This window comes from Nonomuraea jabiensis (genome assembly GCF_014204795.1).
In the GTDB taxonomy this organism is placed as follows: domain Bacteria; phylum Actinomycetota; class Actinomycetes; order Streptosporangiales; family Streptosporangiaceae; genus Nonomuraea; species Nonomuraea jabiensis.
In genome coordinates, this window is the sequence record NZ_JACHMB010000001.1 from 1,891,658 (window position 1) to 1,906,799 (window position 15,142).

The following is a 15,142-nucleotide window of genomic DNA, read 5'->3' on the forward strand; positions in this document are numbered from 1 at the left end:
CTATGAAGTAATTCAACCACCACTAAGGGTAATGATCTCTGCGGATAACCGGATTACCATCCGCAGGGAGCACCATGTACAAGCACGCCATTGCCGCATTCGCCGCGACTTCCGGCCTGCTGCTGGCCGCAGGGCCGGCCGCCGCGGAAGAGGGGACCGTGGACACGGTCCTGTGCGGCAACAACAACGTCGTCAGCTACAACGCGCAGTCAACCTGGGCCCGGGACTTCGAGGCCCTGACCGATGCGGTCTTCGACGAGTCGCCACTGGGCCCGCCGTGGCCCGCACGCCCGAGCTTCGTCGACGGCCAGACCTGGTTCAACCGGACGACGACGTGCAGCCAGAGCGTCCCCACGTACAAGTCCGGCGGCGTCCTCGGCCTGGTCGACGGGCTGCTCACCCCCGCACCCGCGACGTCGTGCTCGACGGCGGCCACATCGTCCTCGTCGCTGCTGGCGGCCCTGGGGCTCACTCAGGTCGTCGGCTCGGTCTGGGTGGGCGCGGCGCCCTGCACCACGGTGACCACCTGGTCCCCGGCCACCGGGACCTGGATGATCGAGTCGCCGGGCGATCTCACGGTGGAGGAGCCCACGTCGCTCCTGGGCGCCATCGGGGTCTCGTCGCTGGTCAGCCAGCTCCTCGGCAACTGACGCGCCTCTGGCCTCACCGTCAGGGGGACGGGGACTTCGGCATGGACGGCGAGCACCTCGCACCGGCCCGTCCCAGCCGGAGACGGACGGCCTCGGCATCGCGTGAACCGAATGCGCCTGGCAGGAGGACAGCATTTCCTCTGCCGGCACACCGATGCCGAGCCGTCCCCTCCCACCGCCCCGGGGGATTCACGATGCTGTACGCCGCCGCGCGCGGCGTACAGCAGGCCGCTCGCGATCAGCGGAATTCGCCCGCGTGGTCCGCGGCCCATCGCGCGAACGTACGCGCCGGCGCCCCGGTGATCTCCTCCACCGTCGAGGTGACCAGCTCCGACCGGGGCCGCGCCTCCGCGCCGGCCAGCAGTGCCTCCACCAGGGCCGGCGGCCTCCCGTCCGCGAGCATCTGCTCACGGGCGGCCTCTACGGGCACCTTCTCGAACCGCAGCGGGCGCCCGACGGCCTCCCCGATCGCGCGCACCTGCTCGGCCCGGCCCACCACCTGCGGCCCGGTCAGCACGTACGTCGCGCCGTCGTGCCCGTCACCGGCCAGCACCCGTACCGCCACCTCCGCGACATCGCGCGGGTCGATCACCGCGGTGGCGGCGATCTCCGGCCCGCGCACGACACCGGTGGCACGGATCTGCGCCGCCCATCCCCGGGTGTTGGAGGCGATGGTGTTCGACCGCAGGATGGTCCACCGCAGCCCGGACCGCTCGATCAGGTCCTCCATGTCGGCGTGCAGCTGGTTGATCGGGTCGCTCTGCCGCTCCGCCCCGTCGTCCACCCCCGACGACGAGAGATAGACGACCCGGCGGGCCCGGCTCCTGATCACCTCCAGAACGGCGGAAGCTCCGTCGGCGGTGAGGAACGGCCAGACCAGGAACACCGTCTCCACCCCCGCCAGCGCCCGCTCCAGCGTGCCCGGCACGCCCAGGTCCCCCTCCACGGCCTCCACTCCCCCTGGAAGCCGCGCCGCCCGCGCGTCCCTCACCAACGCCCGCACGGAACCACCGGCGGCCACCAGCCCGGCCACGACCTGCCGGCCCACGTTCCCGGTCGCCCCGGTCACCAGAATCTCGGTCATGACCGGGTCAGCCCGGACTCGGGCGGCGATATTCCGGCCGGTCCCTCGCCGACCGCCCTACGAAGGCAGCCACGAGGGCCACCAGGGCAGGACGCAATCATCGGGCGTGCCCTCGGTGGCGATGTCGTACATGACCATCGCCACCGGGCCCGCGATCGAGACACCGACGGCGAGCAGCGACAGGACGGGCACCGGCCACACCCGGCCGGCCACCGGGGGAAGCCGGGCCACCAGGTGCAACGGCAACGCCAGCACCGCCGACAGGACCGAGACGACCGGGATGACGGCGTAACGGCTCAGCAGCCACAGCACCTCGGACAGCTTCTCGCCCGAGCTCAGGTCGAGACCGCAATAGACCTGAGCTCGGGCCACCAGGGTCATGTCGAAGTAGCTCCCGGCGATCGCGCACACCATGGCGACGACCACGGAGAGGCCGCACCCGAACGTCCAGGACACCTCGCCGGCCTTCTCCAGCCTCCGGTCGATCACGCTGCCATCGAAGCAGACGGATGTGCGCGTCATACGCGCCGGATGTAAGGGCTCTGTGCAGGATCCACCTGCGGTTCGCCCGCAGAATTCTTCGCCGCTTACTGTCAGCAGATCCAGCAGGAGCACGGCCTGACGGACGACGACCTGCGTGCATGGGGCCCGGCCAGGCCGGTCGGGGGCAGCCGGACGAGGAAGCGACGGAGCCCGGGAGCAAGCTTCACGGCTGGACCGCTCGAGCGATCAGCAGAGGTCGACGTTGATGTACTTGCGGGCCACCTTGTAGATCTTCTCATCCGTGGTAACCAGCGTGCAGCCCAGCGCCTCGGCAAGGGCGACGTAGGTGGCGTCGTAACCGTTGAAATTGGCTCGTAGGTCCCAGGCGCGGTCGGCGGTCACGTCGTCGGCGTGACGGGTGAATGGCAGGCCCGCCTTGACGATCCGGGCTCCCTCGGCGCGGGCCACGCTGATCTTTCCGCCGAGGAGCAGGCCGCGCATGGCATTGCGGAACTCGTAGTCGAGCAGGTAGGGGATGTGAAGCCGGTTCTCGGCGACGCGTGCGAGCAGTCCGTCCGTCGGGGCATCTCCGGCCAGGGCCTCGACGAGCGCCGAACTGTCGATGACGATCACGACTCGCGGATCTTTCGTATCTCGGTTACGACGTCGTCATGACTCGCGCCGCCGCCTAGTGACCGGAGGGCCTCCAGCCGCTCTCTGATCGTATCTGGGGCGGGGGTGGCGGCGACCTCGGTAAGGATGCCGGCCACATACGCCGACAGCGACATGCGCTTACGCGCGGCCCGCGCTTTCAGTTCGGCGACCACTTCTGCGTCCAGTCCTCTGACCTGCAAGGTAGCATCCATGATGCAAGCATAATGCTGTTCATGCATGTGGTGCATGCAGACCGACAAGGCTTTTCACGCTCGCCGGGACACCCCGATTCGCGGGCTGAATGAAAGTTTCACCGGCGGTCGAGCCCGCGGTAAATCCCTGGCCAGCGGCGATGCTTTGGGGGGTGACGGGTTTGCAGTGGCTCATTGACGCGGGGAAAGCGCTTTCCTACCGTGGCGTACCCCGTACCGACACCTTGGAGAACGATGATGCGCCTGAAAGCCGTCCTCGCCTGCGCCGGCCTGTTAGCCGGTGCGTTCGTCGCACTGTCACCGACCGCCGCACAGGCCGCCCCGACGCGGTACGAGGCGGAGACCTCACCCGCGGTCTGCACCGGAACCATCGACAGCAACTGGTCCGGATACTCGGGCAGCGGATTCTGCAACGGCAACAACGCCACCGGCGCCTCCGCCCAGTTCACCGTCAACGCCGGCGCGGCCGGGACGGCGACGCTGAGCGTGCGCTTCGCGAACGGGACCACGACCGCCCGGCCCGCCGACCTGATCGTCAACGGATCGACGGTCCAGAACGTCTCGTACGAGGGCACCGGCGCGTGGGACACCTGGGTCACCAAGACGCTCACCGTATCGGTGCGCTCGGGCAGCAACACCATCCAGCTCAACCCGACCACCTCGAACGGCCTGGCCAACATCGACTACATCGACGTCGACGCGGGCGGCACGACCCCGCCGACGGGCAGCACGCTGTACGTGGCGCCGAACGGCAGGGACGGCGCGACCGGGACGCAGTCGGACCCGACGACCCTCACCTCGGCGATCACCCGCATCACCGCCGGCGGGACGATCTACGTACGGGGCGGGACCTACAACTTCTCGCAGACGGTCACCATCGCGCCGGGCAACAACGGCACCTCCAGCGCCCGCAAGAAGCTGTCCGCCTACCCGGGTGAGACCCCGATCCTGAACTTCTCCGCCCAGAGCGAGGACCCGGCCGCCCGCGGGCTCGCCGTGAACGGGTCGTACTGGCACGTCTACGGCATCGTCGTCGAGCGCGCCGGCGACAACGGGATCTTCGTCGGCGGCAGCAACAACATCATCGAGCGCACGGAGACGCGCTTCAACCGCGACACAGGGCTGCAGCTCTCGCGGATCGCCTCCGACACGCCCCGTGACCAGTGGCCGTCCAACAACCTCATCCTGAGCGCGTTGTCGCACGACAACGCCGACTCCGACGGCGAGGACGCCGACGGCTTCGCCGCGAAGCTCACCGTCGGGTCCGGCAACGTCTTCCGCTACTGCGTGTCCCGCAACAACATCGACGACGGCTGGGATCTCTACACCAAGACGGACACGGGCGCCATCGGCCCGGTGACCATCGAGGACTCCCTGTCGTACAACAACGGCACCCTCAGCGACGGCAGCCAGGCCGGCAACGGTGACCGCAACGGCTACAAACTCGGCGGCGAGGACATCGCGGTCAACCACACCATCCGGCGCAACATCGCGTACCGCAACGGCAAGCACGGCTTCACCTACAACCGCAACCCCGGCACGATGACGGTGTCGGACAACGTCAGCATCGACAACTCCGAGCGCAACTACTCGTTCGACGCCGGCACCTCGGTGTTCCGCAACAACGTCTCCTGCCGCAGCGGCAGCGGGACCAACGACCGGATCGTCGGCAACTCCGACAGCTCCAACCAGTTCTGGTCCGGCTCGAACGGCTCCCGGTGCTCCTCCTACAGCGGCGCCCTGCACTGGTCCTTCGCCTCCGACGGCCGCCTCGTCGTGACCTTCGGCGGCACGCCGGTGACGCCGTGACGGACGGGGGCGGGTACGCCGCCGTACTCGCCCCCGCTCTCCGTTGAGGGCCGGCGCATGCCACAGTCTGCTGTGACCCTGGAAGCCTTTGTGCCGCGGCGCGGGCTCGTCGCAACGGCATCGGCTCCGCCCTGCTGGCGCGGATCGTCGATGAGGCTCGCGCGGCCGGGATGGAGCGGATCCAGGGCATGGTGCCGGCCGGGGGACCCGGCGAAGCGTTCGCCGGGTCCTACCCTGCGGTCGCACGAACGTTTCCCGCACGTACGCGCCGTCACCACGACGGTCAAGCAGCGGAACCTGCCGATGGTGGCGGTGAACCGGGCTCTGGGCTACCGGACGGCCGGTGTACGACTCCTGGTGGAAGGGCGTGTCATCGACCTCACGCGCCCAGCTCCAGGTGGGAGCCGGTGAACGCGGCGCGCAGGCGCCGATCGTGCGTCACGACCACCAGCGCGCCCCGGTAGGCGGCCAGGGCCTCCTCCAGCTGCTCCACCAGCATCGGCGACAGGTGGTTGGTCGGCTCGTCGAGCAGGAGCAGGTCCACGGGCTCGCTCACCAGCCGGGCGAGCTCGATCCGGCGCCGTTGCCCGTAGGAGAGCTCCCCCAGGCGCAACCCGAGGTCCGGCGGCCGGAACAGCCCCAGGGCGAGCAGCGCGTCGGCGTGCTCGTCCAGGCTCCCGGGACGCCCGTACGCGTAGGCCCGCAGCACCGTCCGGTCCGCCGGCCCGATGTCCCCCTCGTCCTGCCGGAAGAGCCCGGCCCGGCCGGCCCGCCGTACCTCGCCCGCGTCCGGACGCAGCTCCCCGGCGAGCACCCGCATCAGCGTGGTCTTGCCCGCGCCGTTCGGTCCGGTGACGAGCAGCCGCTCGCCGGCGCGGACGGTCAGGGAGTCGAGGCTGAGCCGGCCCGCCACCACCACACCGTCGAGCGCGGCCACCTCGGCCCCCGAAGCGACCCCGGAAGCGGCCCCGGCGGTGGCCCCGGCGGTGGCCCCGGTGGTGGCGAGGGCGGTGGCCCCGGTGGTGGCGAGGGCGGCGGTGAAGCGCAGCGGCTCGGGCGGCGGCGGCGCCGGGTGCTCGGTGAGCCATCGCAGCCGCTGCTGGGACTGCCGGATGCGCCCGGCGGCCCCGTGCGTACGCGAGCGCGCCCGCCAGGTGCCGGTGCCCATGCCCGCCTTGGGCGTCTTGCGCGGGATCCCGGCCAGTCGGCCCGCGTTGGCCGCCACCAGCGTGGCATGCCGGTCCAGCTCCGTCTTCCACTCCTCGTGGGCCCGCGCCTGGGCGGCGCGTTCGGCGGCCTTGGCGGCGAGGTATCCGGCGTACCCGTCGCCGTAGCGGCGCACCTTCCCGTCGGCGACCTCCAGGATGGCGGTGGTCACCCGCTCCAGGAACACCCGGTCGTGCGTGATCGCCACGACCGTGCCCCGGTGGGCGCGCAGGCGGTGTTCGAGCCAGGCCACGGCCTGGTCGTCCAGGTCGTTGGTCGGCTCGTCGAGCAGCAGCAGCTCAGGAGCGGCGGCCAGCGTGGCGGCCAGGGCGAGCCTGGCGCGTTCGCCTCCGGAGAGCGTGCCCAGCCGGCGGCTCCGGTCGAGCCCGGGCAGCCCGAGCCCGTGCAGCGCGATCTCCACCCGGAGGTCCGCCTCGTACCCGCCCCGCGCCTCGAACTGCGCCACCAGCCCCGCGTACGTCTCCGCGTCCGCCTCTTCGAGCGACCGTTCGGCCGCCCGCATCCTGGCCTCGAGCTCTCGCAGGTCGGCCAGCGCCAGGTCGACGGCGTCGGCCACCGTCGCGTGCGGCGGCAGTTCGAGGGACTGCGGCAGGTATCCGACGCCGCCGGGCGCGACGGCCACGAGCTCGCCGTTGTCCGGCCGCTCGGCGTTCGCCATGAGCCTGAGCAGCGTGGACTTGCCAGACCCGTTGTCACCGATCACCCCGATCCGCTCGCCGGGTCTGACGGTGAGCGACACCCGGTCCAGAACGACGCGGGTGCCGTAACGCTTGGTGATCTCGGTGAGTGCGAGTTGGGCAGCGGTACGCAAAGGGCGTATCTCCTTTCTGAGGATGGACAGGTCAGCCCGGCGCCTTCCGGCTGAGGTGCTCCCAGGCCCGGTACTCCTCCGTACGAGCCAGCTCCATCTGCTGGACCATGTCGTACGAGGCGCCGCCGACGATCAGCCGCAGCGGCGGCTCCGCCAGCTCGACCAGCTCCATGATCACCGGCGCCGCGGTGCTCGGGTCAGGACCGGCGTCCTCGCCCCACATCTCGGCCAGCTGGGCGTGCAGCGGCTCGTACTCCGGGCGCCGCTCCGCGAGCGTGGTGCCCCGCGTGAACAGGTCCGTGCCGTACCCGCCCGGCTGCACGATCGTCACCTTGATCCCGAACGGCGCCACCTCCATCGCCAGCGCCTGGCTGACCGAGTCGAGCGCGGACTTGCTCGCCGCGTAGAACCCGACGGACGCGAACCCGCCGCCGGACCCCATCGAGGTGACCTGCAGGATGTGGCCGGACCCCTGCGCCCGCAGGTGCGGTACCACGGCCTGGGCCACCCAGACCGCGCCGAAGAAGTTGACGTCGAACTGGGCGCGGATCTGCTCCTCGGTGGCCTCCTCCACCATGCCGAGCAGCAGCCCGCCGGCGTTGTTGACCACGATGTCGAGCCGGCCGAACGCCGCCGCGGCCTCGTCCACGACCTTCTGGACGGCCGCGCGGTCGCGGACGTCCAGCGCCAGCCGTACGAGGCTGTCGGGGTGGGCGGCGGCGAGGTCGGCGAGGGGGCTGAGGTCGCGGGCGGCGGCCACCACCCGGTCTCCGGCGGCGAGCGCCGCCTCGGCGAAGGCCCTGCCCAGGCCCCTCGACGCGCCGGTGATGAACCAGACTCGGGCAGTCGTCACACAGGCTCCTGACTATCATGAGACGATACGGTCCGTCTCGTTATGAGCATGTATACCGGCACTTCTCCATCCAAGTCAAGACGGACCGTCTCGTCTCATTAAGACAGCCGCCCGGCTCCTACCCCCTGCGCGCGCGGGGCCGGCGCATCAGCAGCACCGCGAGCAGCAGGAACAACAGCCCCACTCCGGCGGCCGTGCCGCCCACGGCCACGTAGGTCATGTCGATCGGCGGGTTGGTGGTCGGCGCGGCGACCGGCCCGCCACCGAGGTACTCCTTCCCCTTGTACGGGGCCGCCTCGATCTTGGTGTCCTTGGCGGCGCCCGCCGCCCGCACCGCCGCCGCCGCGTCGATCAGCCCGAAGCCGAGGAACACGTTGTAGCCGGATGGCGGCTTCCTGGCGGTCCGCACCAGGATGTCGCGTACCTGCCGGGGCGTCAGATCGGGATTGCGGGACAGCATCAGCGCCGCGGTGCCCGCCGCGAGCGCGCAGGCCGGGGAGGTGCCGTCCCCCGCCTTGTAGCCGCCGCGGTTGTCGGCGGCGTAGATGTCCACGCCGGGTGCGGCGATCGTGTTGTACGTGTGCACCTGGGAGAAGTCCGCCCGCGCGCCGCCCGGCCCCATCGCCGCCACCGCGATCACCCCCGGGTAGGCGGCCGGGTAGGAGACGACGTTGTTCGCGTCGACCTCCAGCGGGTCGGTGGATCCGCCGTTGCCCGCACTGGCCAGCAGGATGGCCCCCTTGCCGAGGGCGTAGTCGACGGCCGAGGCCGTGAGCTCGTCGTAGCCGCTGCCGAAGCCCCACTCGTCGGTGCCGAGGGACATGGAGATCACCCGGGCGCCCTTGTCCACGGCGTACCGGATGCCCTTGGCCAGGGCGGTGCCCGCTTTGACGCTCTCCTTGTCGGCGGCGGCGCTGCCGGACTTGGCTGCGGCCTCCGCCCGCTTGCGCGCCGGGTCCTCGTGGTCCCAGATCACCCGTACCGACAGCACCCGGGCCTGCGGGGCGACCCGCAGCACGCTGGAGGCCATGGCGGTGCCGTGCGCGCCCCAGTACGACTGTCCGGGCCGGGCGCCCCCGCCGATGAAGTCGGGGCCGTTCGTCACCCGTCCGCGGAACTCCGGATGGTTCTTCATGACCCCGGTGTCCAGGACCGCGACGGTGATCCCCTTGCCCTGCCCGAGCCGCTGCGCCGCCGGCACCTTCATGACCTGCTGCTCCCAGCCCCGCGGCGCCTCGGCCACGGCCGGCGCGGCGCTGGCCGCGACCAGGCCGGCGACCAGCCCCGCGACCAGCGCAGTCGCGCAGGTCAGCCTGCGAATCATGCCCCCACCTTCCGGGACTCCGCGTACAGCCGGGTGGCGAGGCTCTCCGCGAGCCCCTGCGCGGTGTACGCCCACGCCTCACGGTCCTCCCGCTGCGGGAACTCCCTCCTGCCCCACGGTTCGGGCAGCCGTCCGGGCCTGCGGCCGTCCGCCGGTCCCGTGGTGACCGCCACGAACATGGGCACGTCCCCGACCGTCCGGCCGCCGTTCCCGGTGCGCGCGGAGTCCTTCCACTGGGTGCCGGGCGCGGCGAGAGCGCGCACCGCGTGGTCCGGCTTGCGCTGCGCCTCACGGACGATGCCCTCCAGGTCGACGCGGGACTGCGACTCGCGGAAGGCGACCAGCGCCACGGTGGCGGCCGTCCCTCCGGTGTCGTCCACGTACGTGGCGCGCACGGCCGCCACGCAGCCCCGCTCGGCGGCGACCCGGGCCAGCTCGCCGGAGAGCGCCGCCCGGCAGGAGGTGTCGGACGAGATCGCGGCCCTGGTCCAGCCGCGCTCGTCGTTCGGCGAGCGGTAGCCCTTGTCGGGGTGCTCCCGGCCGAGCTGCGGCGGGAGCAGCTTCTCGACGGGCACGTTGCGCCACAGCTCCCTGGAGTAATCCGAGTTGTGGATGACCTGCCGGCTGTTGGAGTAGGCGTGCGCGATGAGCGCGCCGCCGCCGAGCACGGCCAGCAGGCCGAAGCCCGCGACGACGAACCCCACGGCGACCCGCCAGGCGCTGCGCCGGGGCCGCACCGGTCCGGTCGGCGGCGGCGGTGGCGGTGGTGGCGGCGGCGGCTGCTGGTAAGGGCCGGGCGGGTACGGAGGGGGCGGCTGTGGGGGATGGAACCCCGGCCCGGAGCCGGACGGGGGGTACATCAATGTCTCTCCTGTCGTGCGGGGGGCCGATCAGGGCGTTTGAACCCCTCTGATCGATTTGCGCGTTCTGACCCTATCGGTGCTCGACTGTGACGACACTTGTGAACCGAGACGATCTCGAGGCGCGCTTTCCCGGGCTGCTCGCCGTCGTGTTCAACAGCGACGGCGGGCATTTGCCCTGACACTGACGTCAAGGGTGTAGCGTGCCCGCGGACTCCGACCTCGAGGATGACGATGAAATTCGCGATCAGCTACTCCACGGCCGGCGGGCTCGACCCCGACGGGCTCGTCACGTATGCCCGTCATGCCGAGGACTGCGGCTTCGAGGGGCTGTACCTGCCCGAGCACGTCGTGCTGTATCCCGGCGCCGCGGTCGGCTCCTTCGAGCTCCCGCCGTCCCTGCCCTACCCCGATCCGCTCGACTGCCTGGCCTTCGTCGCGGCGGCCACCCGGCGCATCCTGCTCGGCACCGCCGTGCTGCTGCTGCCGTACCACCACCCCGTGGTCCTGGCCAAGCGGCTGGCGACCATCGACGTGCTGTCCAAGGGACGGATGCGGCTGCTCACCGTGGGGCTGGGCACGCTGCCCGGCGAGGCCAGGGCGATGGGCGTCGACTTCGGCACCCGTGGACGGCGTACCGACGAGGCCATCGACGTGCTGCGGCTGCTGTGGGAAGGCGACGAGAAGGGCGTCAGCTTCGACGGCGAGTTCTTCGGCTTCGACGACGCGACCAGCTACCCGAAGCCGTACTCGGGCACGCGCCTGCCGATCCACGTCGGCGGGTCGAGCCGGGCGGCCGCGCGGCGCGCCGGGCGGCGCGGCGACGGCTACTTCCCCGGCGGCGCCCTCACCTCGGAGGAACGCGCGATCCAGTGGGAGCTGGCTCGGGCCGCCGCCGCGGAGGCCGGCCGTGACCCCGGCGCGCTGGAGTACACCCGGTGGGGGTCGATCGACATGTCCGCCGAGCGGGTCGAGACTTTCGCCGCGCAGGGCGTGACCCGCATCGTGGTCGGCCCCACCTCCGCGGACCCGCAGCACCAGCGCGATGAGATGTCCGCGTTCGCCGAGCGGTTCGCCCTCCTCAGCGCCGGCTGACCCCAGCGACGGCGCCGGTCGCGCGCAGGTTGGTGATGATGGCGGTGGATTTGCCGGTGAGGGCGCCGGCCACGTACCGGTCGATGACCGGGAGCCGGGCCAGTTTGAGGGCGGCCCGCCGGAGGTGCAGCTGCCGGGTGCTGGCGGGCCGGGGATGAACCAGCTTGTCCCGTTACGGGCTACCTGCTGCTTTTCGGTGACCAGCGGTCGCAGTGCCTGCTCGTAGCGTTCCAGCGCGGTGTCGATGGTGCCGGCCCGCGACAGGTGCTCGGCCAGCACGTACGCGCCGGTGATGCCCAGGGAGGCGCCCTGGCCGGCGAGAAGGGACACCGCGTGGGCGGCGTCGCCGATGAGCACCACGCGGCCCCGCCTCCAGGCCGGCAGGTCGATCTGGGCGACCTGGTCGTAGTAGACCTGCTCCGGCGGTGGACAGGCGGCCAGCGCGCGTGGCACGACCCAGCCGAGGGCGCCGTATTCGCGGCGGACCGCCGCGCGTGGATCGGCCGGCAGCGTGGGGTCGGGGGTGCGGTGCACGGTGAAGACGGCCACGCGCCGGTCCCGCAGCCCGTAAAGGCCCATCTGCCGGTTGACGGTGTCGGTCACGCAGAACTGCCGGGCCACCTGGGCGTGCATGTCGGCGTCGTCGAACGAGTACCCGGCGGTGTGGAATCCCAGGTACCGCAGGAACTCCCGTTCGGGCCCGAAGACGTGGCCGCGGACGGTGGAGTGGATGCCGTCGGCGCCCACCAGGAGATCGGCCTCGAGGGTGCTGTCGTCGGAGAGGGTGACGGTGACGCCGTCGGCGCGGTGGTCGATGCGGATGAGGGTGGTGGCGTGGCGTACGTCGACCCGGTCGGAGAGGTGTTCGCGCAGAGCGCGTTCCAGGTCGGGGCGCATGATGCTGATCAGCCGGTCGTTCACGATCTTGGCGAACCGGGCGAACCGCATGCGGGAGCGCCGTCGGCCCTGGTCGTCCCGGTAGGTCAGCTCATCGATCCGATAGCCCAGCTCGCGGATGCGCGGCAGCACGCCCATGGCCTCTGCGGCGTCGTAGCCGGGGCCGAAAAAGTCGATCATGTAACCCTGGGCGCGAGGGCCGGGCGCCTTCTCCAGAACCACGACCTCGGCGCCGAGGCTAGTCGCTGGGCGAGGGCCAGCCCGGCGATCCCGGCCCCACAGATGACCACTTTCACGACATTTCACCATTCCTTACTCGACGGGCGTGATGAGCCGTTCCAGGACGGTTGTCAGCTCCGTGGCGTCCGGTCCCGGGCCGAGCGCGCGGTGCAGCATGATGCCGTCGACCGCGGCGGCCAGCACCGCGGCGGTCGCCTCCGGCGCGGCCACCCCCTGCTCGGCCAGCCGCCCGGCCACCCGCCGCCGGAACTCGTCGACGGTCGCGCCCACCGATCGGCGCAGTCCTTCGTCCCGGCCGGCGGCCAGGTACGTCTCGGCGAACAGCAGCGAGGTCGGATCCCGGCCGTCATAGTCCTCCAGGAAACCCACCATCAGCGTCAGCGCTTCGCCGGGCGTGCGCGCCTGCTCCAGGCCCGCGCCGATCTGCTCGATCAGCGCGTGCATCACGCCGAGCGCGGCCTCGGCCAGCAGGGCCTGTACGGAGGCGAAGTGGTAGTGCACCACGCCGGGGGCCACTCCGGCCCGGTCGGCCAGCATCCGCGTGCTGACCGCCGACCAGCCCCGCTCGGCGATCAGCTCCGCCGCCACCCCCAGCAGGCGCCGACGCGCCTCCCGCCCCCGTTCCGCCGCCGTCGCGCTCATCGTCCACACTCCTGGTCACTCGCCCTGGACGATCGCCCTGGACGTATGTCCAAAACGTAACACGCGATCGGCTCCGGCGGAAGACCGGCCGTTTGCTCCTTGCTCCTTGCTCAGTTGCCGACGCCGAGACCGGACATGAACACGGACGGGTACCGGTCGCCGCGCGCCGAGCCCGGCGGCACCGCCTTCTCGATCTCGGCGAGGTCGTCCGCGGTGAGGTTCAGGTCCATCGCGGGCAGCGCCTCGGCCAGCCGCTCGCGGGTGCGGGCGCCGACCAGCGGCACGATGTCCGCGCCCTGTGCGGCCACCCAGGCGATGGCCAGCTGGGCGACGGTGCGGCCCTTCGCCTCGGCGACCCGGCGCAGAGCGTCCACGAGAGCGAGGTTGTGCTCCACGTTCCCGCTGGAGAAGCGCGGGCTGGAGCCGCGGCTGTCACCGTCGCCGGCGGTGCGGCCCGCGGTCCAGTGCCCGGAGATCAGGCCGCGGCCGAGCACGCCGTACGCGGTCAGGCCGATGCCGAGCTCCCGCAGCGTGGGCAGGACGTCCGCCTCCACCGCGCGGGAGATCAGCGAGTACTCGATCTGCAGGTCGGCGATCGGGTGAACGGCGTGCGCCCGGCGGATCGTCTCCGCGTTGACCTCCGAGAGGCCGACGTGCCGTATGTACCCGGCCTCGACCAGCTCCTTGATCGCGCCCACCGTCTCCTCGATCGGGACCGCCGGGTCCAGCCGGGCGGGACGGTAGATGTCGATGTGGTCGGTGCCCAGCCTGGTCAGCGAGTAGGCCAGGAAGTTCTTCACCGCCGCCGGACGGCAGTCATGCCCGCCGAACTCGTGGCCCGGCCCCCGCAGCATGCCGAACTTGACGCTCAGCTGATAGCTGTCGCGATCCCGGCCGCGCAGCGCCTCCGCGAGCAGCAGCTCGTTGTGGCCCATGGCGTAGAAGTCGCCGGTGTCGATGAGGGTGACTCCGGCCTCCAGCGCGGCGTGCACGGTGGCGATGCTCTCCGCGCGGTCGGCCGCGCCGTACGGGCCCGACATGCCCATCGCGCCCAGGCCCAGCGCGGAAACGGCCGGTCCGGTGCGGCCCAGGGTTCGACTCTGCATCACGTTCTCCCTCGCTCTCGATGTCGTCCCCAACCCTGCGCCCGGGCGGGGACGGGCGGGAGCGGAGCGTTCATCATGGGAGAGCCGCTCCCTGGCTCGGCTCGCCGGCCGCGAGGCAGGATGAAGCCATGCAACGTGACCAGCTCGCCGACTTCCTGCGCCGCCGCCGCGAGGGGATCCGCCCGGCCGAGGTGGGCCTGGCCGACGGCCCCCGCCGCCGCACCACCGGCCTGCGCCGGGAAGAGGTGGCGATGCTGGCCGGCATGTCGGTGGACTATGTCGTACGCCTCGAGCAGGGCCGCGGCAGCCGGCCCTCGACCCAGCTGCTCGGCGCGCTGGCCCGGGCGTTGCGCCTGTCCGACGACGAGCGCGACCACCTGTTCCACCTGGCCGGCCACCGGCCGCAGCCCGCCGACGGGGTGGCCCGCCTGGCCCGCGCCGGCCTGATACGCATGCTCGACCTGCTCGGCGACACCCCGGCCCTGGTGCTGTCCGACCTGGGCGAGATCCTCGCCAAGAACCGCGCGGCCGTCCTGCTGACGGGCGACCCCACCGGCCTGTCCGGCGACCGGCGCTACGTCGTCTACCGCTGGTTCACCGAGCCCGCCGTGCGCGCCGTCTGCCCGCCCGAGGAGCAGGAGCATCGGGCCCGCCAGTTCGTGGCCGACCTGCGCGCGGCCGCCGGCCGCCGCTCCGGCGACCCCACGGTCGCCGGGCTCGTCGGCCGGCTGCAGGCCGCGAGCGCCGACTTCCGGCGGCTGTGGGCCGAGCACGAGGTGGCGGTACGGCGCGCCGACCGCAAGACCCTGCTGCACCCGCGGGTGGGCCGCCTGCTGATGGACTGCGAGACCCTGGTCACCCCCGATCAGGGTCAGCAGCTGCTGGTGCTCACCCCGGCGGACGCCGAGACCCGCGAGCGGCTGGAGCTGCTGCTGGTGCTCGGCATCGAGGAGTTCCCCACACCCGCCTCATCGGCACCATGACGGCAGCACGCCTTCGAGCTCAATCGGACACGAGGGCCCGGCGCCGTACTCACCGCGTGGCGGCCAGCCCTCCCACCAGGCCGCTCACCGCGCAGACCAGCACCAGCCCGGCGTACTGCGGCAGCGAGTAGGCGAACCCGGGCTTCGCGCCGGAACGACCATCCCCACCGGATCACCGTCCCGCCGGACAGCCAGGGCTCGTACAGGCAGCA

14 protein-coding genes and 1 pseudogene are annotated in these 15,142 nt (G+C 71.8%); 4 read left to right on the forward strand and 11 right to left on the reverse strand.

The genetic code is table 11. The features are described 5' to 3' along the window. The first annotated feature begins 74 nt into the window (after positions 1-74). The gene (locus HD596_RS08140; protein ID WP_185068681.1) at positions 75-650 is read left to right on the forward strand and encodes a hypothetical protein; all 576 of its coding nucleotides are present in this window, start codon (positions 75-77) and stop codon (positions 648-650) included. 238 nt (positions 651-888) lie between these two features. Here the strand turns inward: HD596_RS08140 and HD596_RS08145 are convergent, their stop codons facing one another. The 4 genes from HD596_RS08145 to HD596_RS08160 all read right to left on the reverse strand — a co-directional run bounded on the left by HD596_RS08145 (position 889) and on the right by HD596_RS08160 (position 3,083). Beyond that, the gene (locus HD596_RS08145) at positions 889-1,734 is read right to left on the reverse strand and encodes an NAD(P)H-binding protein (RefSeq protein WP_185068682.1); all 846 of its coding nucleotides are present in this window, start codon (positions 1,732-1,734) and stop codon (positions 889-891) included. Positions 1,735-1,791: 57 nt separating this feature from the next. After that, a complete protein-coding gene (locus tag HD596_RS08150; protein WP_185068683.1) occupies positions 1,792-2,256 on the reverse strand; it encodes a hypothetical protein in 465 nt (154 codons plus the stop codon). 207 nt (positions 2,257-2,463) lie between these two features. Continuing rightward, the gene (locus HD596_RS08155; protein WP_185068684.1) at positions 2,464-2,850 is read right to left on the reverse strand and encodes a type II toxin-antitoxin system VapC family toxin; all 387 of its coding nucleotides are present in this window, start codon (positions 2,848-2,850) and stop codon (positions 2,464-2,466) included. Next, a complete protein-coding gene (locus HD596_RS08160; protein WP_175588920.1) occupies positions 2,847-3,083 on the reverse strand; it encodes a FitA-like ribbon-helix-helix domain-containing protein in 237 nt (78 codons plus the stop codon). Before HD596_RS08160 ends, HD596_RS08155 begins: the two co-directional genes overlap by 4 nt. A 234-nt stretch (positions 3,084-3,317) precedes the next feature. Between HD596_RS08160 and HD596_RS08165 the strand changes: the two genes are divergently transcribed. Then, positions 3,318-4,892, forward strand: a complete 1,575-nt coding sequence (locus HD596_RS08165) for a right-handed parallel beta-helix repeat-containing protein (RefSeq protein ID WP_376775826.1) — start codon at positions 3,318-3,320, stop codon at positions 4,890-4,892. 379 nt (positions 4,893-5,271) lie between these two features. On the opposite strand, the gene HD596_RS08170 is transcribed toward HD596_RS08165, so the two are convergent. The 4 genes from HD596_RS08170 to HD596_RS08185 form a co-directional block, all read right to left on the reverse strand. Further along, positions 5,272-6,930, reverse strand: coding sequence for an ABC-F family ATP-binding cassette domain-containing protein (locus HD596_RS08170; RefSeq protein ID WP_221519225.1), 1,659 nt, complete (start codon positions 6,928-6,930; stop codon positions 5,272-5,274). A 31-nt stretch (positions 6,931-6,961) separates the two neighbouring features. Further along, on the reverse strand, positions 6,962-7,783 hold the full coding sequence (locus tag HD596_RS08175; RefSeq protein ID WP_185068685.1) for an SDR family NAD(P)-dependent oxidoreductase: 822 nt from the start codon (positions 7,781-7,783) through the stop codon (positions 6,962-6,964). A 118-nt stretch (positions 7,784-7,901) separates the two neighbouring features. After that, complete coding sequence (locus HD596_RS08180) at positions 7,902-9,107, reverse strand: S8 family serine peptidase (protein WP_185068686.1); 1,206 nt, start codon at positions 9,105-9,107, stop codon at positions 7,902-7,904. Next, a complete protein-coding gene (locus HD596_RS08185) occupies positions 9,104-9,967 on the reverse strand; it encodes a hypothetical protein (RefSeq protein ID WP_185068687.1) in 864 nt (287 codons plus the stop codon). The genes HD596_RS08180 and HD596_RS08185 overlap by 4 nt, the downstream gene beginning before the upstream one ends. A 234-nt stretch (positions 9,968-10,201) precedes the next feature. Between HD596_RS08185 and HD596_RS08190 the strand changes: the two genes are divergently transcribed. Beyond that, on the forward strand, positions 10,202-11,062 hold the full coding sequence (locus tag HD596_RS08190; RefSeq protein ID WP_185068688.1) for a TIGR03619 family F420-dependent LLM class oxidoreductase: 861 nt from the start codon (positions 10,202-10,204) through the stop codon (positions 11,060-11,062). Positions 11,063-11,320: 258 nt separating this feature from the next. Here HD596_RS08190 and HD596_RS08195 read toward each other — a convergent pair. From HD596_RS08195 to HD596_RS08205, 3 genes and pseudogenes are all read right to left on the reverse strand, one after another. Beyond that, positions 11,321-12,268 (reverse strand): annotated as a pseudogene (locus tag HD596_RS08195) (FAD-dependent monooxygenase); the annotation flags it as partial. Between the two features lie 3 nt (positions 12,269-12,271). After that, complete coding sequence (locus HD596_RS08200; RefSeq protein ID WP_185068689.1) at positions 12,272-12,841, reverse strand: TetR/AcrR family transcriptional regulator; 570 nt, start codon at positions 12,839-12,841, stop codon at positions 12,272-12,274. Positions 12,842-12,951: 110 nt separating this feature from the next. Continuing rightward, positions 12,952-13,947, reverse strand: coding sequence for an aldo/keto reductase (locus tag HD596_RS08205; RefSeq protein WP_185068690.1), 996 nt, complete (start codon positions 13,945-13,947; stop codon positions 12,952-12,954). A 128-nt stretch (positions 13,948-14,075) separates the two neighbouring features. On the opposite strand from HD596_RS08205, the gene HD596_RS08210 reads away from it, so the two are divergent. Next, positions 14,076-14,930, forward strand: coding sequence for a helix-turn-helix transcriptional regulator (locus HD596_RS08210; protein WP_185068691.1), 855 nt, complete (start codon positions 14,076-14,078; stop codon positions 14,928-14,930). Positions 14,931-15,142: the final 212 nt, after the last annotated feature.